This is a genomic window from Corynebacterium sp. UMB9976 (assembly GCF_030212265.1).
Classification (GTDB): Bacteria; Actinomycetota; Actinomycetes; order Mycobacteriales; family Mycobacteriaceae; genus Corynebacterium.
Genome location: NZ_JASODY010000022.1, coordinates 1 through 20,592, shown reverse-complemented (window position 1 = coordinate 20,592; position 20,592 = coordinate 1). Strand labels below are relative to the sequence as shown.

19 protein-coding genes are annotated in these 20,592 nt (G+C 65.6%); 6 read left to right on the top strand and 13 right to left on the bottom strand.

The features are described from left to right. On the top strand, positions 1 to 222 hold a 222-nt coding region (locus QP140_RS08660; protein WP_284759212.1), incomplete at its 5' end, for an IS3 family transposase. A 102-nt stretch (positions 223 to 324) separates the two neighbouring features. On the opposite strand, the gene hemQ is transcribed toward QP140_RS08660, so the two are convergent. From hemQ to QP140_RS08640, 4 genes are all read right to left on the bottom strand, one after another. After that, the gene (hemQ, locus tag QP140_RS08655; RefSeq protein ID WP_284759211.1) at positions 325 to 1,029 is read right to left on the bottom strand and encodes a hydrogen peroxide-dependent heme synthase; all 705 of its coding nucleotides are present in this window, start codon (positions 1,027 to 1,029) and stop codon (positions 325 to 327) included. A gap of 171 nt (positions 1,030 to 1,200) precedes the next feature. After that, a complete protein-coding gene (locus QP140_RS08650) occupies positions 1,201 to 1,692 on the bottom strand; it encodes a DUF2871 domain-containing protein (protein WP_284759210.1) in 492 nt (163 codons plus the stop codon). Between the two features lie 42 nt (positions 1,693 to 1,734). Beyond that, positions 1,735 to 2,319, bottom strand: a complete 585-nt coding sequence (locus tag QP140_RS08645) for an MFS transporter (protein WP_328701738.1) — start codon at positions 2,317 to 2,319, stop codon at positions 1,735 to 1,737. Next, positions 2,202 to 3,056, bottom strand: coding sequence for an MFS transporter (locus QP140_RS08640; RefSeq protein ID WP_284759209.1), 855 nt, complete (start codon positions 3,054 to 3,056; stop codon positions 2,202 to 2,204). The genes QP140_RS08645 and QP140_RS08640 overlap by 118 nt, the downstream gene beginning before the upstream one ends. Positions 3,057 to 3,175: 119 nt before the next feature. On the opposite strand from QP140_RS08640, the gene QP140_RS08635 reads away from it, so the two are divergent. Beyond that, entirely contained in the window at positions 3,176 to 4,306 is a 1,131-nt protein-coding gene (locus tag QP140_RS08635; RefSeq protein WP_284759206.1) for an aminotransferase class V-fold PLP-dependent enzyme, read from the top strand. 116 nt (positions 4,307 to 4,422) lie between these two features. After that, positions 4,423 to 4,770: an ArsR/SmtB family transcription factor gene (locus QP140_RS08630; RefSeq protein WP_070761778.1), complete on the top strand. Its 348-nt coding sequence runs from the start codon at positions 4,423 to 4,425 to the stop codon at positions 4,768 to 4,770. A 134-nt stretch (positions 4,771 to 4,904) separates the two neighbouring features. On the opposite strand, the gene QP140_RS08625 is transcribed toward QP140_RS08630, so the two are convergent. Together QP140_RS08625 and QP140_RS08620 are read right to left on the bottom strand one after the other, a co-directional pair. After that, positions 4,905 to 6,992, bottom strand: coding sequence for an anthranilate synthase component I family protein (locus QP140_RS08625; RefSeq protein ID WP_284759205.1), 2,088 nt, complete (start codon positions 6,990 to 6,992; stop codon positions 4,905 to 4,907). Positions 6,993 to 7,000: 8 nt separating this feature from the next. Continuing rightward, positions 7,001 to 8,806: a hypothetical protein gene (locus QP140_RS08620; RefSeq protein WP_284759204.1), complete on the bottom strand. Its 1,806-nt coding sequence runs from the start codon at positions 8,804 to 8,806 to the stop codon at positions 7,001 to 7,003. Positions 8,807 to 8,989: 183 nt separating this feature from the next. Between QP140_RS08620 and QP140_RS08615 the strand changes: the two genes are divergently transcribed. Then, entirely contained in the window at positions 8,990 to 9,514 is a 525-nt protein-coding gene (locus QP140_RS08615; protein ID WP_012359316.1) for a peptidylprolyl isomerase, read from the top strand. Between the two features lie 7 nt (positions 9,515 to 9,521). Then, on the top strand, positions 9,522 to 10,214 hold the full coding sequence (locus QP140_RS08610) for a rhomboid family intramembrane serine protease (protein WP_012359317.1): 693 nt from the start codon (positions 9,522 to 9,524) through the stop codon (positions 10,212 to 10,214). A 42-nt stretch (positions 10,215 to 10,256) separates the two neighbouring features. Here the strand turns inward: QP140_RS08610 and crgA are convergent, their stop codons facing one another. Next, entirely contained in the window at positions 10,257 to 10,535 is a 279-nt protein-coding gene (gene crgA, locus QP140_RS08605) for a cell division protein CrgA (RefSeq protein ID WP_012359318.1), read from the bottom strand. A gap of 144 nt (positions 10,536 to 10,679) precedes the next feature. On the opposite strand from crgA, the gene QP140_RS08600 reads away from it, so the two are divergent. Beyond that, positions 10,680 to 11,366, top strand: a complete 687-nt coding sequence (locus QP140_RS08600) for a glutamine amidotransferase-related protein (protein WP_012359319.1) — start codon at positions 10,680 to 10,682, stop codon at positions 11,364 to 11,366. Between the two features lie 30 nt (positions 11,367 to 11,396). On the opposite strand, the gene pknB is transcribed toward QP140_RS08600, so the two are convergent. The 6 genes from pknB to QP140_RS08570 all read right to left on the bottom strand — a co-directional run bounded on the left by pknB (position 11,397) and on the right by QP140_RS08570 (position 20,310). Next, positions 11,397 to 13,574: a Stk1 family PASTA domain-containing Ser/Thr kinase gene (pknB, locus tag QP140_RS08595; RefSeq protein WP_284759201.1), complete on the bottom strand. Its 2,178-nt coding sequence runs from the start codon at positions 13,572 to 13,574 to the stop codon at positions 11,397 to 11,399. Between the two features lie 177 nt (positions 13,575 to 13,751). Beyond that, complete coding sequence (locus QP140_RS08590; protein WP_284759200.1) at positions 13,752 to 15,395, bottom strand: serine/threonine-protein kinase; 1,644 nt, start codon at positions 15,393 to 15,395, stop codon at positions 13,752 to 13,754. Positions 15,396 to 15,397: 2 nt separating this feature from the next. Beyond that, positions 15,398 to 16,846, bottom strand: a complete 1,449-nt coding sequence (locus QP140_RS08585) for a penicillin-binding transpeptidase domain-containing protein (RefSeq protein ID WP_070758890.1) — start codon at positions 16,844 to 16,846, stop codon at positions 15,398 to 15,400. After that, entirely contained in the window at positions 16,843 to 18,228 is a 1,386-nt protein-coding gene (locus QP140_RS08580) for an FtsW/RodA/SpoVE family cell cycle protein (protein WP_284759197.1), read from the bottom strand. The genes QP140_RS08585 and QP140_RS08580 overlap by 4 nt, the downstream gene beginning before the upstream one ends. 1 nt (position 18,229) lies before the next feature. Beyond that, entirely contained in the window at positions 18,230 to 19,798 is a 1,569-nt protein-coding gene (locus QP140_RS08575; protein WP_284759196.1) for a PP2C family protein-serine/threonine phosphatase, read from the bottom strand. Continuing rightward, a complete protein-coding gene (locus tag QP140_RS08570; RefSeq protein ID WP_012359325.1) occupies positions 19,795 to 20,310 on the bottom strand; it encodes an FHA domain-containing protein FhaB/FipA in 516 nt (171 codons plus the stop codon). The genes QP140_RS08575 and QP140_RS08570 overlap by 4 nt, the downstream gene beginning before the upstream one ends. Between the last annotated feature and the right edge of the window lie 282 nt (positions 20,311 to 20,592).

Below are 20,592 nucleotides of genomic sequence, written 5' to 3'. Positions count from 1 at the left end.
TCGCGTAAAGCCAACTGTTACGACAACGCGGTCATGGAGAACTTCTTCGGGCACGTGAAAACCGAGATGTACCACGGCGAAGTCTTCGACACCGTCGCAGAGTTCAACCAGGCAATCGACGAGTACATCGGGTGGTACAACACCGAACGTATCCAACAACGACTCAAGGGCCTGACCCCGATGCAATATCGGAATCAGACCCTTGAGGCCCTAACCGCCTAGAGTTAAACCAGTCCAACTTTCGGGGGCCAGTTCATGTGACGGGAGGGAGGGGGCGTTTCGCTAGCGCAGACCCGCAGGCCCGCGCCCAGAGAGCTCGAATCCTTAAGGCAGGGACTCGACGAACTCCGGCAGCCAGTCAGTGATCATGCGGCCGGTGAGGAACGGGGTCTCCTCGGAGACGTACTTGCGGGCCTCGGTGTAACGCATCGTGCGCATCAGGTCCACAACCTCCGCGACATCCGGTGCCTCGAAGGCGAGCATCCACTCGTAATCGCCCAGGCCGAAGGACGGGATGGTGTTCGCGCGAACACGGTTGTACTTGCGGGCCTCCACACCGTGGTCGACCAGCATCTTGCGGCGCGGGGCGTCGTCCATGAGGTACCACTCCGGGGTGCGGACGAAGGGGTAGAGGCAGATCCACTCCTTCGGCTCCGGGTCCACCATGAAGTCCGGGACGTGGGACTTATTGAACTCCGCCGGGCGGTGCAGTGCAGCATTCGTGCGATAAGGGACAGCCGCCTTACCCAGCAGCGTCTCGCGGCGGAAGGCGCGGTAGAAGGCCTGCAGCTCCTCCAGCTTCTCGCCGTGGATCCAGAACATGATGTCCGCCTCCGGGCGCATGCCGGTCAGGTCATACACGCCACGCACGGTCACGCTGGAATCCTTGTAGGAATCCAGGAACTTCTGGAAGTCCTCAGCAACCGCCGCGCGATCCTCGCCGAGCACGCCGGCCTTGATCTCAAACGCCGACCACATGGCGTACTGGATCGTGTTGTTCAGCTTCTCGAAATCGATCTTCTTCGACATATCCGAGGCTGCCACCTTTCTCATCGTCACTTAATCCGCAGGTCATTCTACCTGCGCGAAGTGCCGATAACCACGATGGCAGCCTGTGCAACAGCTGGAGAACAACTGCCGTCAGGCTGCCACCGTGGCCCATCACGCACGCCGGGGTGACCCCGGCCACAGAATCAGTGTTTAGGCGTTCACCTGCTTGGTCTGCGCCTGCACCGTGTTGATGCGCGCACCCAGGCGCACCATCAGCAGCACCAGGGATACGGCCAGCAGGATGTGGCCGATACCCGCCATGCCGGAGATCCCAGCATCCATGCCCTTGCTCAGTTCCGGGGTCTCCTCCAGCGGGCTACCGGCCAAGACCTGCAGCCAGCCGCGGACAGTCATCATCACCAGGGTGATCACCAGGCCGATGTTGTAGAGGTAGAAGAACCACGTGAACTGCTTCGACCCAGCCAGCGTGTAGAGCTTATCCAGGGCCAGCACCACCAGCGGGACGATGAAGCCCAGCACCAGCAGGTGGGTGTGCAGCGTGCTCAGCTGCGTGGCGTTATCGACCGGGAACTCCTTGAATTTGGTGACCTCCCGGTAGAACACGCCACTGAGCATGCCGATCACGAGGTAAATGAAAGCGGTCGTAAACAGGGTCTTCTGCGCGTTCTTCATTGCGCTCATCCTTTTCTATTCTGGTTTCTTGTTCTTCTTGTGGTGTCGTTTTTAGTTATGGACGTCGCCCCGGCTGGCCTTGGAGACCATGAAGGCCGCCAGGAAGCCGATGACCAAGGCCGCGATCGCGGAGACCAAGGCCCAGCGTGTGCCGCTGGCAAAGGCCGCAACCACGGGGTCCAGCACCTGTCCCGGTACGCCCTGGCCACGCATGGCGGGGATCGCGGAGCCCGCCGAGGAGCGGGCGGCATCCGCCAGCTGGGCGGTGGTTCCGGTCAGGTCCCGGGAGTGGAACGCCATCCCGGCGGAAAGCATCGCGCCTGCCATCGCCGCGCCCAACGCCGATCCGAGCTGGCGGACCGTGGACTGGGTGGCCGAGCCCTGGCCGGACTGCTCCACCGGAACGTCCTTCAACACCAGGCTCGTCAGCTGCGCGGATGCCAGGCCCAGGCCCACCCCGTAGATCACGAGGGCAACGACGATCAGCCACAGTGGGCGGTCCGGGGCCTGCTCCGCGGTCAGCTGCAGAACACCGAAGACCTCCAGGCCCAGGCCCAGCAGCACGGTGCCGCTCGCGCCGATCCACGCCGCGAGGTGCCGGGCCAGCGCCCCGCTGAGGAAAGCGCCCGCCGCCATCGCCGCGAGCACCAGCCCATCTTCGGACCCTGAATGATCGCGAAGACCAGCAGACCGAAACCGATCGCGGAGAGCAGGAAACCGGCGACGTCGTGCCCCGCATCCGACCGGCCCTTCGTATTCGGCACCAGCTTCAACGCCAACACGAAAAGCAGCACGCCGCTCGGCACGTTGACCCAAAAGATCCACCGCCAGCCCGCGTACTCAGTCAGCAGGCCACCAGCCAACGGGCCCACCGCCGCGGCACCGGCCATGACCGCACCCCACACACCGAAGGCCGCCGCCCGGTCATCCCCCTGGAACAGGGAATTCACGCTGGACAGGGTGGAAGGAAGAATCGCCGCCCCACCGATGCCCTGGACCACGCGGGCCACAATCAGCACCCCGGCCGACCCCGCCAGACCGGCGATCACCGAACCGAGAACGAACAGCGACACACCAGCCAGGAATAACGTCCTCCGCCCCTTGGCATCCCCCAACTTGCCCGCGGTGAGCAGCAGGGCGGCGAAAACCACCGAATACAGGCTCGTCACCCACTGGGCACCCGCCAGATCCAGATCCAGGGCCCCGATGATCGCCGGCATGGACACCCCGACGATCGTCCCGTCCAGCACGATCAGCGCCAGACCACACGCCAAAACCCCCAGCGCAGCCCACTTATTCGGAGCATGCGCTCGCGCCGAACCAGCTGCCGCCAGTGCGCTCTGCGTGCTTACTGCTCCACGGTTTTCCCTCATACTTAGAAAGCCTATGAACCGCCCCCGAAAAGCACATCAGCCGAAAGGTTGAACTTTCAATCAGCTGAAACACAAAACCGGTGCCGGTTGCGAATAAGAAACTCGCTACTCTGGGAAATATGAATCTCCCACTAGACACCGTTGACCCCAAGGGGCTCGTCGAATACTCCGTCGTATTCTCCGACCGCTCCCTGAACCACATGTCCGCGAAGTTCGTGGACGCCATGCAGGACATGCTCGGCATCCTGCGCGACACCTATAACGCCCACTCCGCGGCCATCATCCCAGGTGGCGGCTCCTTCGCCATGGAGTCCGTGGCCCGCCAGTTCGCGAACGATGCCAAGACCCTCGTCCTGCGCAACGGCTTCTTCAGCTACCGCTGGACCCAGATCATCGAAACCGGCAAGCTCACCGACCAGCACAAGGTCCTCAAGGCCAAGCAGGTCTCCACCGAGGCAGGCGCGCCCACCTTCGAGCCGATGGATATTAAGGACGCCACCGCCGCCATCGCCGAGTACAAGCCAGACGTGGTCTTTGCTCCCCACGTGGAAACCGCCTCCGGCATCATCATCAGCGAGGACTACATCACGCAGCTCGCCGAAGCGACGCACAAGGTCGGCGGCGTCTTCGTCCTTGACTGCGTGGCCAGCGGCACCCTGTGGGTGGACATGAAGAAGACGGGCGTGGACGTCCTGATCTCCGCGCCGCAGAAGGGCTGGTCCGGTAGCCCGGCAGCCGGCTACGTCCTGTTCAGCGAAAACGGCCGCAAGGCGATGGAAAACACCCAGACCAGCAGCTTCGCGATGGATCTGAAGAAGTGGACCGCCATCGCCGACGGCTACGTGGACGGCGGTGCGGGCTACCACGCCACCATGGCCACCGACACCCTGCTGCACAACCTGGAGCTCATGAAGGAAGCCCAGGAAGTCGGCATGGAGACCCTGCGCGCCAAGCAGGAAGAGCTGGGCGGCAAGGTCCGCGAGCTCTTCGCCGAGCGCGGCTACACCTCGGTCGCCGCGCCGGGCTGCGAGGCAGCATCCGTCGTGGTGGTCAACGCCAAGGACCCGAAGAAGAACTACGTCGCGGCCTTCAAGGAGGCCGGCCTGCAGATCGCGGGTGGGGTGCCGCTGATGATCGACGAGCCAGAGGACCTGGCCACCTTCCGCATTGGCCTGTTCGGCCTGGACAAGTGGGCGGACGTCGACGCTGCGGTGCAGCGCCTGGCCGACGCGCTGGATAAGATCGAGTAAGAGAGCAACGTTGCTGCCCGAAGGGGCCGTACCGCGCGCCGGCGAAGACGCACCGGTCGTTGGGCGCGAGGTGGCCGCGGCCACCACCCTTGGGCCTGGATGAACGTGGAGTAGACATGACGCACGCTGATCACAAGAGCGAGCACCCCGGCACCCCAGCGGAAATTCTGCAGCTCGTCGAGGACTGGGGGCAGTCCTTCAAGATCCTCTCGGATCCGACGCGCTTTCGCCTGCTGCTGACCCTGCACTACCAGGGTCCGGCCCAGATGACGATGACGGAGCTGGCCAACGAGTGCGAACTCCGGCCCGCCACCGCGTCCGCAGCGTTGCGCTACATGTCCAACGCCGGAATCCTCACCGTGGAACGCGACGGTCGGCAGATGCTGTACTCCCTGGTCGACGACCGGATCCACCAGCTGCTGCACTACGTGGGCGGCAATAAGGATATGCACCGCCACGACTAGGCGGTGCTGGGGGCTTGCCCGCGCCGGGGGCGCGTGCGGCGGCGCGGTGGGTTAGCCGCTCTGCGGTGGGTGTGTGGCTCCGCGCCGGGGGGCTGCTGCCGGGGTGATCTGGGCAGTGAGGGGGACCGGGAGCGCTATGCGCTGCCAACGATCCGGGCGCCTAGCGCCTCCAGCAGGGCGCTGGCTTTGACCAGGATTTCCTGCCACTCCGCCTCGGGGTCGGAGTCCGCGACGATCGCCCCGCCCACCCCGAAGCTGGATTCGCGGCCATCGTCGATGAGCGTGCGAATCGTGATGGACAGATCCGCCTCGCCAGTGGGGGAGAGCCACCCAATCGCACCGGAGTACAGCCCGCGCGCAGTACCTTCCAGATCCTCGAGCAGCTCCATCGAGCGGACCTTCGGAGCACCCGTCATCGACCCGCCCGGGAAGCACGCCGCGAGGCAATCCACAGCATCCGCTCCAGTACCGCCATCCAGCTCGCCGGTGATCGTGCTGACCAGCTGGTGGACGTGGCTATAGCTCTCGACCGCGAACAGCTCCGGCACCCGCACGCTGCCCGGCCGACAGATCTTCGCCAGGTCGTTGCGGAGCAGGTCGACGATCATGAGGTTCTCCGCCCGGTCCTTCTCACTGTTCTGCAGTTCACGACGCCACCGCTCATCCTCAGTACCGGTGCCGCGCGGCCGGGTGCCCTTGATGGGCTTGGCCTCGACGAAGAGCGGGGCGGGGGTGGTGCCGGTGGGCGCGTTCGTGGGTGTACTGGTGCTCGTCGCTGCGCTGGCGGGTGTGCCTGGAGAGGACACAGCGGCTCGGCGGATACGCAGGAAGCGCTCCGGGGACGCCGAAAGCACATGGAGACCCGGTGCGCCAGCCTGCGTGGCGGCGGTGCGCGACCTGGGGTTGACCGCAACAGGCGAGGGGGAGGCTGTGCCAGGATCCGTTGCCGGCGCAGCGCCGAGGCCGGGGAACTGCAGATAAGCGCCGTAGGGGACCGGGCTCGTGTTGCGCAACTGCTGGTACGCGCCCCACGGGTCGGTTAGCGCTGGGCCGCGGGCGGTCGTGGTCAGGCAGAGCTCGTAGCTATCCCCGGCCGCGATGTGCTTCTGGCAGGCCAGCACATTGGTCAGATACTGCTCGTGGCCGTGATCCAGCCGGTAGTCGGTGGGTGCGCTGGCCGCCCGGTCCGCCACGATCGGAGCTGCGTCCGGGGTGGTTAAAGCCTCGGCGTCCGCGGGGAAAAGCTCCCGCAGACCAGTACCGAAACGGTCTTCGAGCTGCCGGAACCACGCCTCAGCCGGGCTGGCGTCCGGCGTGGGGCTCGTGACGGGGGTGGGAGACGTGAGAGGTTCGTCCCCTGGTGCGCCGCCGGGCGCGCCCGATGCCCCCGTGGGTTCCAGGGCCAGTGCGATCACCGCGCCATCGTGCGGGGAGAAGACCAGCCCCCGGTCCGCGAAGAGAAGGGCGGCGTCCGGATGACTGCGGTGGCGCAGAGGTGCGGCCCCGCCGTTCCCGGCACCGAGCTCAGCCACTGCCCCCTGCGCGGGTACAGCCGCATGCTTGGCGCCGAGCCCTGCCCCGCGCCGGGTGGCGCTGGCGAGCACGTCGGGGGAGAGGTTCTTCAACTCATAGCCGAAGGCGCCCACCCAGCCGAGCGCGAAGCCGCCCGTGAGCTGCGCCGGGAAGTCCTCCGGCACGTGGATGCGCCGCAATTGCCCTCGCAGCGCGTCATAGAAGGCGGCGCCGTCCCCGGCGCCCACATTCCCGGCGTCCGCACCCGCTGCCCCTACACCCGCGGCGGCGTCGCCGACATCGGCACCGGTGGCGTGCCCCGGGAGGCGGTAAGCCACCGCGAAACCGGGACCAGCGGCCGCGCTGGCGTCGTCCCCAACCTCGGGAACTGGGCTGTGAACGGTGCCGTCAACAGCTCCGCGAACAGCGGCGCGGGCGGAAGAGAAAGCGAGAAAAGACCGCGCCGTATCGCCCTGAAACGCCGAACCGGAATCCAGAAAAACGGCATCCGCAGCCTCCCCGCCCTGGTGGCGGAGCGCGGCGAATGCCGTATTCGCGGCCCGGCGGAAAGCCCCCTGGCACGCGGAAACGCCGCGACCAGCGGAAATCGGGAAGATCCGCCAGCGCAGCGTCAGAGATCCGGGTTGCACGCCCGCGGCGCCCGCATCAGGGGTGGTACCGCCAGCGTGGCTGACCCACGGGTAGTGCAAGTTATTCCTTAGAGGCGGTGGCGGCCGCCCTCGTCATCCTTGGAATCCTTCTTGGCGTTATCGGCCTTCTTCGGAGCAGCCGGTGCACCCGGTGCCTTCGGGGCAGCTGGCGCGCCCGGAGCCTTCGGGGCCCCAGCCTTGGAACCGGAATCCTTCTTGGACTCCTCGTTCTTCTTCTGCTCAGCCTGAGCCTTCTTCTGCTCGGCCTTGGCCTTCTCCTCGCGAGCCTTAGCCTCAGCCTTGTCCTTGGCGTCGGAAGCCTGCTCCTTGACCTCCTCGGCCTTAGCCTCAGCCTTGTCCTTGGCGTCGGAAGCCTGCTCCTTGACCTCCTCGGTCTTAGCCTCAGCCTTCGCCTTGGCGTCGGAAGCCTGCTCCTTGACCTCCTCGGCCTTGTCCTCAGCCTTCGCCTTGGCCTCGGCAGCAGCGGAAGCGGCGGCTTCCTTAGCATCAGCAGCAGCGGCCTTCGCCTTCGCGGCAGCCTCCTCAGCCTTCGGCTTCGCGGCGGAACCCGTGGCCTTGCCAGAGAAATCAGAAGCCTTCGGGGCGGACTTCGCCGGGGTCTGCTTCTTCTCGCGCAGGGCAGCGACAGCCGCGCCAGCGGCAGCCAGCAGCAGAACCAGCAGGATGTTACGGCCGAACTTACCCTTGCCGTTGCGCTTACGCTCCAGCTTGGCGGCCTTCTTCTGGGCCTTCTTGTTGATCTTGTCGACCTTCTTCTGGCCGCGCTTGCTCAGTGCCTTGACGTTCTGCTCGGCAGCCTTGCGACGCTTCTTCGCGTCCTTCTTTGCCTGCTTATTAGCCTTCGCAGCATCCTTCTTGGTCTGCTTCAGCTGATCAGCGCCCTGCTCCTGCAGGTTCGCGAACTGGGAACGAGCCTGTTCCAGGCCGCCCTGCACGCGGGACTCCAGCTGATCGCGGGTCTGCTGGGCCTGCTTACCAGCCTGCTGCGCCTTCTTCGCCGCACGCTTCTGAGCCTTCTTCAGACGCTTATTCGCGCTGCGGGTCTCCTGCTTGCGGGCCTTTGCGCCCTCCTTCTGGGCAGCCTCGCGAGCGGACTCCGCCGCGTGGGTTGCACCCTCCCACAGCTCATCAGCGGCCGCGCGGGCACCGGCACGACCAGCGGCGAAAGCGCCAGCCACGGAGCTGGCGAGCTCGCGCTGCTTCTTCTTATCGCCCAGGTCCTCGACGAGGTTGCGGGCGTCGTCAGCGACGTTCTGCAGGTTGGAACGCAGGTCCTTGCTGTTCTTCTTGGCAGCCTTGCGGGCCTTCTTGCCGTCCTTCTTCGCCTGCTTAGCCAGCTTCTTCTGCTTCTTCTTGCCGTCCTCGAACAGCTCCTCGGCGCGGTCGCCGAGCTGGTTGAACGCGTCGGTCGCGTTAGCCATGCCCTTCTCCTTCAATTCATTTTTTTCGTTCTTTAGATCAGAGATACCCTGGCTCGTCCTGCCTCGCAGCGAATTGCGCTTGGCGGCCTTCCGAGCCTTCTTCGCGGACTTGGCCAGCGGGTTATCAAACTGCGTAGCGGGGGAGTTACCCTCCGCTAGCGCGGTGCTCTCCTCGTGGGCTGCGTGCAGCGCACGAGCCTTCGCAAGAGCCTCGGCTGCGCCGTCTTGCTTCCGCATTTCCTCCGCAACAGCACGGATGTGAGCAGGCGAATCAGCCAGCACAGCCTGCTGCTGCTCGTCCGACAAGGTCACATTTCGCTGATCGCGAAGCGCATCGAACTCCGCGAGCTGCCTACGCTGCGCACGGTTCTTCTGCGACTTCCGCAGCTGCTGGGCAATAGTCAGCGCCAGCTTGAGGGTATTGGGATTCATCTAGGAATCTCCTCTTGCGTTGAAATTTCACCAACAGTCCCATGATAGGCAAAGCCCAGATATCCTGCCGTGGGGTTTGCTCAAAACATGTTGCAGCAACCCTGATGGCTAGCCCCGGCCCGCCCGCTGCGGAAGCCCAACCACCCTGCCCCAGCGACTGCCGATTGAAGTACACTGGGGCGCGTGACTAACAAGACTGAAACCGCAATTCTGCACACCAACTACGGGGACATCTCCATCGACCTCTTCGGCAACCACGCGCCGAAGACCGTCGAGAACTTCGTCGGCCTGGCCAACGGCACCAAGGAGTACTCCCAGCCGAACGCTCAGGGCAGCAACGAAGGCCCGTTCTACGACGGTGCGATCTTCCACCGCATCATCGACGGCTTCATGATCCAGGGCGGCGACCCGACCGGCACCGGCCGTGGCGGCCCGGGCTACCAGTTCGAGGACGAGTTCCACCCTGAGCTGCAGTTCGACCGCCCATTCCTGCTGGCCATGGCCAACGCCGGCCCGGGCACCAACGGCTCCCAGTTCTTCATCACGGTGACGGCCACCCCGCACCTGAACAACCGCCACACCATCTTCGGTGAGGTCACCGACAAGGAGTCCCAGAAGGTCGTTGCGAAGATCTCCCGTGTGGCAACCGACCGCATGGATCGTCCGAACGACGACGTGGTGATCGAGTCTGTCGAGATCACTCAGTAAAACCCCTGTGATCGCGATTTTCATCGCGATCAACGTGACCGTCTATGCAGCCATGGCGCTGCAGGCGGTCTTTCACGTATTTCAGCAGGGTTTCTCCGGCCGCGGGGTCGTTTACGCGCTCGAAAGCCCGCTCAGCGACTCCCGAAACTTCGGTTGGGAACTACTCCTCTCCGCGGAGAAAATGGCGGAGCACGGCCAATGGTGGCGCGCCGCCACCGCCTCGATCGTGCACCTCGATGCCGCCCACATCGCCTTCAACATGCTGGCCATCTACTTCATCGGCCAAGCTGTGGAGCAACGCTTCGGGCACCGCATCACCGCCGGAATGATCCTCGCCTCCGCAGGCGGCGGAGCACTCGCCTGCCTCACCCTGCAACCAGAAGCCACCATGGGAGGGGCCTCAACCGTCGGCTACGGGCTGCTGGCCATGCTGCTCGGCATGAAACTCGCGCAGCGTGAACAGATGACCTCGGCCATCGTCATGGTGCTGATCTACTTCGCGTGGACGATCTACACCCCCGGGGTGTCGCTCTGGGGCCACGTTGGTGGCTTCCTCGGCGGCGGGGCCAGTTATCTTGCCGTTCGCGGGCTGCTCGGTCCAACAGCAGGTCCGGCACAACTCCGCCGGGCCGAAACCGGCGCGCTTATCATCGGTACGGCAGCGCTCATCGTAGCCGGCGCGGTTGGCGTCCTGAATTAAAAACCCGCCCTGGCAACCAGGGCGGGCAGAAAAGAAGAAGGGTTACTTCCAGCCCATCGTCATCAACAGACCAACGATGAACAGGCCGAACCCGATCAGGTAATTCCACGGGCCGAGGGTGACCATCAGCGGGATGGCCGGGCCGGCGATGTAGTTCACGACCAGCCACGCCAGACCCAGCAGCATCAGGCCCAGCATGATCACGATGTACCACCGTGGCGTGCCCGAGGCGTTCAGCTTCACCGGGGTACGGCGATCCACCCCAGCGGCGGCGCTGGAATCGAAGTTCTCCTCCGGGGAATTGATCTTTGACTTAGGCATAATTCGCTTCCATTACAGGGCAGTGCTTCCAGCTGCCAAGGCAGCTTCCAATACAACGGCCAATATTAGCAGCTACACCCGACAATTCCGCACCACACGGGGCATGGCGGCACAGGTGCAACATGACAGCGATAGAATCAGCCCATGCGCATCTTGGTCGTCGATAACTTCGACAGTTTCGTTTATAACCTCGTCCAGTACCTCGGGCAGCTCGGCTACCACGAGCAGAACTGCGTGGTGTGGCGCAATAACGCACCCGAGCTCGGCGGTGAGGCAGGTTTCGACGACGCCGACCTCGCCGATGTGCTTGGTCAGTTCGATGCCGTCCTGCTGTCCCCGGGGCCGGGCGAACCCACCGCCGCCGGGCACCTCATGCAGGTCATCCGCGTGGCCGTGGATCAGGGCATTCCACTGTTCGGCGTGTGCCTCGGCCACCAGGCCATCGGCCTGCACTTTGGGGGCCAAGTCGTGCGCGCAGACGAGCTCTACCACGGCAAAACCTCGCCCGTGACCCACGACGGCACCGGCGTGCTGCAGGGCATCCCGAGTCCATTCACCGTCACCCGCTACCACTCGCTGACCGTCGACCCGGGCTCCGTGCCCGAGGAGCTGGCGGTCACCGGGCGGGTGGATTCCGGAATGATCATGGCGATGCGGCACACCAGCCTGCCGGTGCACTCCGTGCAGTTCCACCCGGAGTCCGTGATGACCCAATACGGCCACCGCATGCTCGCGAACTGGCTGATCGAAGCCGGTTTCCCCATCGATGAGGACCTGCTCGGCCGCATCGAGGAAGAGCAGCTTGCCGTGACCGGTGCGCTGAGCAAGTAGGGCGCCGACAGTCCCCGCCGACGGCGGAAACTACGGGATCAGGCGGAAGATGAAGACATCCACCGTGACCGTGGCGTTCTTGTCCAGGGTGGCACCCTCGGACGGCTTCTGACGCGCCACCCGGTCCACCCGGCCCAGGTCATTCGTCGGAACATCCACGCGGCGCAGCTTATCCGGGGAGCCTTCCCAACCCGCGGCACGCAGGGTCTCGTAGACCTGGCCGAACTCCTTGCCCGAGACATTCGGCACGCGGAACTGGTTCCCGCGGGAGACCGTCAAGGTGACCTCGGAGCCCTCGCGCAGTCGGGAGCCCTCGTCGCTGACGCTCAGGACCTTGCCCTCCGGCTCCGTGGAATCGACCTCAATGACGAGCACCGTGAAGCCCGAGGCCTCCAGGTTGGAGCGCGCACCCTCGACATCCTGGCCCGTGACCACCGGGACACGAACTTCCTGCGGACCCGTGGACACCGTGATGGTGACCTTCGTGCCCTTCGAGACCTGCGAACCCTGCGCCGGGGACTGCTCAGTGATCTGGCCCTCCGGCACGGAATCGCTGGGCTCCTCCTTCACCCGGTTATTCAGGCTCAGGCCGGCTTCCTTCAACAGCTGCGCTGCCTCGGAGGTGTTCTTACCCGTCAGATCCGGAACCTCGGTGATCTCCTTACCGGAGGACACCACCAGCGAGATCTCCGTGCCCTTCGGCACCGAGCTATTCGGACCCGGCTCCGTGCGGATCACACGGCCGCGCTCGATATCGGCGTGCGGACGCTCCTTCACGCGCAGCTCCAGGCCCAGGTCGTGGAGCTTGCGCTCGGCCTCGTCTTGGGTGAGGTTCTTGACGTCTGGGACGTTGACCGTTTCCGCCGTCGCGGCCGACCGGTCCGAGGCGATGTACGCCCAGGTCCCGGCGCCCAGCAGGAACAGCACCGCGAGGATCGCCACGACCGGGATCCACCAGCGCCGTTTCGGTTCCTCGTCAATCAGCGGGGTTTGTGTGTCGGGGTAGGTGCCGTGGTCCGGGTAGGACGTCGGCAGCTCGCCTCCTGCACCACCCGCGCCGGCGGCCGCCGGGTACGCCCCCGCAGCCCCACCGCCGTTGGCACCAGCGCCCTGGTCCGAGGCGTGCTCGCCGTTCTGGGCGAAGTTCTGGCCGCCGAGGTTGTGTTCCGCCGTGCGCTCCGTGGCGCCCGCAGCACCCGCGGCGCCCAGGCCGGCAGCGCCGAGACCTGCGGCGGCGGCCGTGCCCGCACCCGAGGACTCATCCGCGCGGTGCCGACCCCCGCCCATATCCGAGGAGCCAGCAGCACCCGCAGGACCCGTGGCGCCCGGCAGCTTCGCCACCAGTGGCACCTGATCCTCGCTCAACCGGCGCAGGTCCAGCGCCATTTCCTTGGCGTCCGCGTGCCGGTCGTCGGGGTTTTTCGCCATCGCGGTGAGCACGATGGCGTCCAAACTATCCGCCTCACGGTGGGAAAGATGCATGCCCTCGACCGTCGACGGTGCCGGCGGGGCGTCCTGGACATGCTGGAAAGCCACCGAAAACGGCGACTCTCCGGAAAACGGCGGCTGACCTGTCGCCAACTCGTAGAACACGCAGCCAGCAGCGTAAATATCGGAGCGGGAATCCGCCGACTTACCCCGCGCCTGCTCCGGGGAGAGGTACTGGGCGGTACCGATGACCGCGGCCGTCTGCGTCATCGCAGAAGAGGAATCAGACAGGGCACGGGCGATACCGAAATCCATCACCTTCACCGCGCCGGTGTTGGTGATCATGATGTTCGCCGGCTTGATATCCCGGTGGATGATGCCCGCCTCGTGGCTGAAGTGCAGCGCCTCCAGGACCTGGGACATGATGGCGGCGGCATCCGTGAGCCGCATCTTGCCGTACTCCTGGACGATGTCGCGCAGCGTTTCGCCCTGCACGCGCTCCATCACGATATAGGGCACGGAGCCATCTTCCGGCGGGGTCTGGCCGGTGTCGTACACCGCCACGATTGCCGGGTGGTTCAGCTTCGCAGCGTTCTGCGCCTCGCGGCGGAAGCGCTCCAGGAAGTTCTCGTCGCGGGCGAGGTCCGGCCGCATCATCTTGACGGCGACCTCGCGGCCGAGGAGCTCATCGACGGCGGCATAAACGTCCGACATGCCACCAGTGCCGATCTTGGCACCTAGGTGGTATCGGCCACCGAGGATCGCCCCGTCACGGTCCACGACCGACCTCCTCTGATCTTCCAACTCACTGTGTACTGCCGCGGTACGGCTCGGGCGGGTGCCCGCCCGGAATCTGCTTCAAAGCCGGTAACTTTACCGCGCCACAGTTCCCATTACTACTTTAGTGTTTTCTTCGCCTCGGAAAGCCCGGTCGCGCAACTGGGCACCGGGCTGCGGCTAGATCGCCCGCAGCCCCAGCGCCCCGACCTCGCCATCGGCGGGGTTGGAGGTACCCGTGCCGGTTGGGCCCTCCGCGTTATTCCCCGGGTTGGGCTGCTCGCCGCCCGGGTCCGGAGCCGGCGGGACGGGGTTGTCCTCCGTCGGGGCCGTTGGCTGGGACGGCTGCGAGGGCTGGCGCGGGCTGCTCGGTGTGGGCTGTGTGCCCGTCGGTCTACCCGGCCGTGTCGACGACTGCCTGGGACGTTCCGGTCGGGTCGAGCTGGTCTCCCCGTCATCTGACCCATTGTCCTCGCTCGGCTGGGTCTTCTCCGGGCGGGGATCCACCGGCTGCTGCGGGACGTACTCCTCCTGGGTGGGGGAGGTCGTGACCTCGCTGGTCACGGTCTTCGTCTCCTGCTCCTGGGTCGAGGAGTTCGAATCGCTGAGCAGGAGGTAGCCGATCACACCCAGGCCGAGGGCTACAACCACCCCGAGCACGATCCACGGGGTCGCAGAGCCGCGCTGCCCGCCGCGACGACCCGCCGAGCGGGAGGACGCCGCCCCCGCAGCACCCGCGGCGCTGGCCTTGCGCGGCCCTTGGGCGGGACCCTGCCGCGGCGGGACAGCCGTACCCGGGCCCGACACGACCTGGCTGAGCTCCGCGTCGGAATCCTCAGGAGCAGCACCCCGGGCACCACCGTGAGCAGCGAAGACGTCCGTATGGGCGGCGGCGTCGGCAGCGGACAGGGCCGCCGGGCGAGGGGCCGGAGCCCCGGAAAGGACAGCGGCGGTGGCCTCCGCGAGCTCCTGGCCATCGGCGTAGCGGGCACGCGGGCTCTTGCGCAGGCAGGTGTTCACCAGCTCGCGCAGCGGGGCGCTGAGCTCCTCGGGCAGGGGCTCCGGCTGTTCGGAAATATGCTTGATCGCCACCGAGACGGAGGAGTCCCCGCGGAATGGCCGGTGGCCAGCCAGCACCTCGTAGGCCACCACGCCGAGGGAGTAGACATCGGAAGCGGCGGTGACCTCCCGGCCCTGCGCCTGCTCGGGGGAGACGTACTGGGCCGTGCCCACCACCATGCCGGTCTGGGTCAGCGGCACGGCCTGCGCGGCCTTCGCGATACCGAAGTCCGTGATCTTCACCGTGCCATCGGCGGTGAGCAGCAGGTTGGCGGGCTTGATATCCCGGTGCACCGTACCGGTGGCGTGGATCGCCGCCAGGCCCATCGCGGTCTGCCGGATCAGGTCCAAGGCCAGGGGCTCCGGCAGCTGGCGCTCGCGGCGCAGCACATCCGCCAGGCTCTCGCCGCGCACGTACTCCATCACGATGTAGCAGAACACCGCACGGGTCTCGTTCGTGGGCTGGGAGTCGTCCGCGGAAATCTCCCCGTAGTCATAGGTGGCGACCACATTCGGGGAATCGAAGTGCTCCGCGGCCTCCGCCTCGTTGCGGAAGCGCTCGCGGAACTCCGGGCTCTCCGTGTATTCGGGTTTCAGGATCTTGATGGCCACGTCCCGCTGCGCCACGGTGTCGCGGGCGAGCCACACCGTGGACATCCCGCCTCGGCCCACGATCCAGCTCAGCTGGTAGCGCTCACCCAATAGCCGCTGGGTGTACTCGATATCCGTGCGGTCCGGTTGGTGCTGCTCTGGGTGCTCAGTCATTTTTAGCGCTGCTCCTGCTCCGCGGCTGCGATGACGGCACGGCCGATTGGGCCTGCCACGGCGTTACCCGTGGCGCCCTGGCCCATGCCGCCACCGTTTTCCACCAGGACGGCGACGGCCACGTCCGCCTCAGTGGAAAACGCGATGTACCACGTGTGCGGGGCGGCCGCGCCGCGAACTTCGCCGTGCTCGGCGGTACCGGTCTTCGACGCGATGGTGGCCGAGCCGCCGCCACCGCGCTCGGAGCCCTGCATGAGCTCCTTGAGCTGCTCTGCCGTCTCCTTCGGAATCGCCCGGTTCAGCCGCTTTGGCTTCGTCTCCTTCAGGGTCTTCAGATCCGGGCCCGTGATCTTGGAGACCAGGTGCGGCTCCATGCGCACACCACCGTTGGCGATCGTCGCCGCGATCACGGCATTCTGCAGCGGGGTCAGGGAGACATCGCGCTGGCCGATCGCGGACTGGCCCAGGGCCGCCTTGTCCGGCAGGTCACCCAGCGTCGAGCGCTGCATGCCCAGCCCCAGGCCCTCGTAGCTATCACCCACGCCGAAGGCCTCCGCGGTCTTACGGAAAAGATCATCGCCGTGCTTGACGCCCAGTTCGACGAAGGGCACGTTGCAGGACTTCTCGAAGGCCACTCGCAGCGTGGTGGTCTCCCCGCCCGCGCAGCGCTGGCCGTCGTAGTTCTCTAGGGTCGTGACCGTGTCCGGCAGCGTGGTCTGGCTGGCGGCGCTGACCGGAGTATCCGCATTATCGCCGGCCTGTAGTGCGGCGGCGGTGGTGATCACCTTGAAGGACGAGCCCGGGGGTTGGGTCACCTGGGTCGAGCGGTTCAGCAGCGGGGAACCTGCGTCCTGTCTGAGGGCCTCGAAGTTCGCGGCCGCTGCCTCCGGGGACTGATCCGTGATCGCGCTCGGGTTATAGGAGGGCGTGCTGGCCATCGCCAGCACCGCGCCCGTCGAGGGGCGCAGGGCCACGACAGAGCCGGAGTAACCCTTGCTAGCCAGCTCGTTGTAGGCCACCTGCTGCACCTGCGGGCTTAAGGTGAGCTCCACATTCGCGCCACGGACCTCCTTGCCGGAGATCTGGTCCCACATACGACGAGCGAAGAGGCTGTCGTCCTCACCCGAGAGAATGGAATTCTGGCTGGCCTCGATACCGGAGGCACCGAAGCGGTCGGAGAAGTAACCCTCCACCGAGCCGAAGGCCTCTGGGGCGTAGACGTAGCGGCGGTTGTAGTAGCCGTTATCGTCCCGCACGGACTCGGCCAGTACCTGCCCGCCAGCGGAGATCTGCCCGCGCTGGCGCTGCTTCATGTCATAGAACTGGCGCGCGTTCAGCGGGTTCTCCGCCAGCTCCTTGGTCTGGAAGGCCTGAATATAGGTCAGGTTGATCAGCAGAATGACCGTCAAGATCATGCTGAAGATGGCTACGGCTTTAATCGGTCGATTCACGCGAGCTCACCTTCCGCGTTGTTCTGCGCAGCCCCCTGCTTCTCCTCGGACTTGGCATCTATCCCGCCGGACTTGCTGCCCTCGTCCTGCACCGCGCGCCGGGCGCGGGCAGAGTCGGAGATCCGCAGCAGGATCGCCAGCAGGATGTAGTTCGCCAACAGCGAGGAGCCACCGTGGGCAAGGAATGGGGTCGTCAGGCCGGTCATCGGCATGAGCTTGGAAATACCCGCCACGACAACGAAGACCTGCACCGCGACCGTCAGGGACAGGCCAGCGGCGACGAGTTTGCCGAAGGAATCGCTGGCGTGCATGCTCACCGTGAAGCCGCGGAGCACGAAGATTGCGTACAGAAGCAGGATCGCGGATAGGCCGATCAGGCCGAGCTCCTCGCCGAAGGCGGAGAGGATGAAGTCCGACTGCACCACCGGGATCAGCTCCGGATAGCCCTCGCCGAGCCCCTTGCCGGTGATCCCGCCGTAGGAGAGGCCAAACAGGGACTGCGCGAGCTGCAGACCCCGGTTGTGGAAGTCCGCGAACGGGTCCACGAAGTTCGCCACACGGGTCTGGATCTTGTCGGACACCTGGTACACCGCGACCGCGCCGACCGAGGCCAGCCCCACGCCGAGCACCACCCAGGAGGCGCGCTCCGTCACGATGTACAGCATCCCCAGCACGGTGGCGAAGAGAAGCAGGGCCGGGCCGAAGTCGTTCTGCGCGGCGGAAATGACCATCGCCAGTCCCCACACGAGGAACAGCGGTCCCATGTCGCGCATGCGGGGGAACTGTAGCCCCAGCAGGCTCTTACCCGTCACGGAGAACAGGCGTCGCTTGCTGACCAGGAGTGCGGCGAAGAACAGCAGCAGCAGGATCTTCGCGAACTCGCCCGGCTGGATGGAGAAAGGCCCGATAGAGATCCACACGTTGGCGTCCGCATTGAGGCTGGTCGGCCACACGATTGGCAGCGCGAGCAACACCAGCCCCACCAGGCCCATCAGATAGGCGTAGTCCTGCAGCGAGCGGTGGTCTTTCAGGAACACCAGCACCGCCACCAGCAGGCCCACGCCGATAACCATCCACATGATCTGCGACTTTGCCAGGGACATGCCCGTGGCCAGGTCAATGCGGTAAATCATCACCAGACCCAGCCCGTTGAGGAGAGCTGCGACGGGCAGTATCACCTGATCCGCGTCGGGGGCCACCCAGTTCATCACCAGGTGCGCGACCAGGAAGATGAGGAAGAACCCACCGACCAGCAGGAAGATGCTGGAGCTGAGCTCATTGCCCTGCGCCAGCTCCAGCGATACGACCGCCGTCAGGGTGACCACTGCGGTGAGCAGCAGCAGCCAGGCTTCGGTCTTTCTCTTAAAAAAGCCCTTGGTCAATTCACTTCACCTCCCGGCAGGACACGCCGGGGGTCGTCAGGTCCTCAGCGCCCTTCCTGGCGGTGCTCGTGGCTCGGTCTGCGCCGGGGCGCTTCCCATTGTCCTTCTTCTCGCGGGTGACACACACCGGCAGGGTTTCCTCTGCCAGTCGATTCACCTGCTCGACGACGGCCTGGTAGCTGTCCTCCGGCATGCTCTCGACGGTGCTTCGCGCCGAGGGGGTCAGGTCGGAGGTCAGGAAGAGGTGGCAGTCCTCGGGGGAGCCATTATCTGCGCCGATGAGTCGCACGGAGGCAGATTCATCGAGGCAGATCCGCTGGTGCGTGGAGTTCAGGGAGAGGCCCAGCAGGGAGCCGGGCACCCCGTTCTTCACGACGATCTGCTTGCCCTCCACGGCGACGAAGTAGGTCTCGCCGATCTTCTGGTAACCGAAGAATCCGGCGATTCCGAGCCCAACGACGAGGATGCATGCGACGACCAGGGCGATCCAGCCCCGTCCCCGTTTCTTTTTAGGGACGTCGGTTCCGTCTGCGCTGGTGGGTTCCGCCGCGCCGGATGCGGGCGCAGCAGCCGGCTCCGAACCAGGGTCGCCAAGGGTGGCTACCCCAGCCGGCTCCGAAACCTCCTCGGGATCCTTCGGGGGCCGAGGCGCCCGCGAGCTCGTCACGCTGGCGCCACTGGCAGCGGCGCGGGCCGCGGGCGTATCGAAGCTGCGGCTCTCCTGCATAGTGGGGGAGGCAGCACCAGCGAGCACTGGGGTCTCCGGCAGCGGGCCGCGACCAGCAGAACCTGCCGCGTTACCCTCGCCTGACGCGTCGTCCTCGACATCGGCGAGGTCCACAACATCCGCGACGACGACGGTGACGTTATCTGGTCCACCGCCGCGCAGCGCCATCTCGACGAGGCGATCGGCTGCGGTGGCAGGGTCGTAGGCGTTCAGAATGTCCCGCATCGTGTCGAGGCTCACCGGATCGGAGAGGCCATCGGAACACAGCATGTAGCGGTCGCCCGGCAGCACCTCAAACTCCGTGAAGATTGGCTCCACGGGCCGGCCGGTAAGCGCCTTGAGGATCAGGGAGCGCTGGGGGTGGGAGCTGGCGTCCGTGGCGTCGAGCTTGCCCTCGTCCACGAGGGTCTGGACGAAAGTATCGTCCTTCGTGATCTGCGTGAGCTCCCCGTCGCGTAGCCGGTAGGCGCGGGAGTCGCCGACGTGGCACATCGCGGCCTTAGCGTTGCTGAATAGGATCGCGGTGAGGGTGCAGCCCATGCCCTCCAGCTGTGGGTTCTCATCCACGTGGGAGGCGATGCGCTCATTGCCCTCATCCACCGCGCGCTCCAGCACGGAGGTGAGGCGGCGGCGCTCATCCGGCTCGTCCAGGAGCGGAGAGTCCAGCGTCCGCAGGGTGTCCACCAAGAAGCGGCTGGCGACCTCGCCGGCCGCGTGGCCACCCATGCCATCGGCGAGAGCCAGCAGGCGCGGGCCCGCGTAGGCGGAGTCCTCATTATTCGTGCGCACCAAACCGCGGTCGGAGGATGCGGCGAAATCTAAAGCCAAGCGCTGATCCGTCATTGCTCCATCCTCACCTGGGTCTGCCCGATCCGGACTTCCATTCCCTCGGCGAGCCGTTCCGGCTGGTCAATGCGTTGGCCGTTCAGCCACGTGCCGTTGCGGGAATCCTGATCCTCGATGAACCAGTCCCGACCCCGGCGGATGAGCCGGGCATGGGTGCCCGACGCGAAATCATCCTCCAGCTGCAGTGTGGACACCGAGGAACGGCCGATCGTGATCTCGTCGTAGCCCTGGAAGTTCAGTGTGGTCCCGGTCAGCGGGCCACTGGTGATGATCAGGGACTTCGGCGGATTCGTGCGGTGACGCGTGCCCCGGAAACCGCTGCTAGACGTGCCACCAGCCAGGCCAACATGGGGGGCGGCGTAGCCCATCGGCGCGCCACCACCAGCGGCAGCCCCGGGGTTCGCCGCGTAGTTCAGATCCTTGCGAAGCGCGCGGAGTGTCATCCAAATGAAGAACCACAGCAGCACGAGCAGGCCGATCTTGACCACTAGTAACAGCGTGGTGTGCACGGTCTTCACTCCTTATATATCGGGCATACGTGAGCAGACGGGCCGCAGGGGCGGCCGAAGTTGTCCGGGTTTTAACCCTAGTTTAGTGAGCAGACACGCGTATAGGGGGTGGAGTGAATAGCCAAGCCCTCACGAAGCCCCCGCAAAACCCCCGAGGCAATAATGAACTGCTCCCCATTAGTTGGACTGAGAAATCAGTTACCGACTAGGGCGTGTCTCCTAATTGTGGGCCTGTGCTCGAGCATGATTGAGGTGTGTCACAACGGTCTAGATTTACGCAGT

Excerpts from the sequence above, each read along its gene's own strand:
- QP140_RS08640 (WP_284759209.1), bottom strand. The coding sequence starts at position 3,056 with ATGAGGGAAAACCGTGGAGCAGTAAGCACGCAGAGCGCACTGGCGGCA.
- QP140_RS08630 (WP_070761778.1), top strand. The coding sequence starts at position 4,423 with ATGACGCACGCTGATCACAAGAGCGAGCACCCCGGCACCCCAGCGGAA.
- QP140_RS08590 (WP_284759200.1), bottom strand. The coding sequence starts at position 15,395 with ATGACTGAGCACCCAGAGCAGCACCAACCGGACCGCACGGATATCGAG.
- QP140_RS08635 (WP_284759206.1), top strand. The coding sequence starts at position 3,176 with ATGAATCTCCCACTAGACACCGTTGACCCCAAGGGGCTCGTCGAATAC.
- QP140_RS08620 (WP_284759204.1), bottom strand. The coding sequence starts at position 8,806 with ATGAATCCCAATACCCTCAAGCTGGCGCTGACTATTGCCCAGCAGCTG.
- QP140_RS08575 (WP_284759196.1), bottom strand. The coding sequence starts at position 19,798 with ATGACGGATCAGCGCTTGGCTTTAGATTTCGCCGCATCCTCCGACCGC.
- QP140_RS08600 (WP_012359319.1), top strand. The coding sequence starts at position 10,680 with ATGCGCATCTTGGTCGTCGATAACTTCGACAGTTTCGTTTATAACCTC.
- QP140_RS08650 (WP_284759210.1), bottom strand. The coding sequence starts at position 1,692 with ATGAGCGCAATGAAGAACGCGCAGAAGACCCTGTTTACGACCGCTTTC.
- QP140_RS08645 (WP_328701738.1), bottom strand. The coding sequence starts at position 2,319 with ATGGCGGCGGGCGCTTTCCTCAGCGGGGCGCTGGCCCGGCACCTCGCG.
- hemQ (WP_284759211.1), bottom strand. The coding sequence starts at position 1,029 with ATGTCGAAGAAGATCGATTTCGAGAAGCTGAACAACACGATCCAGTAC.
- crgA (WP_012359318.1), bottom strand. The coding sequence starts at position 10,535 with ATGCCTAAGTCAAAGATCAATTCCCCGGAGGAGAACTTCGATTCCAGC.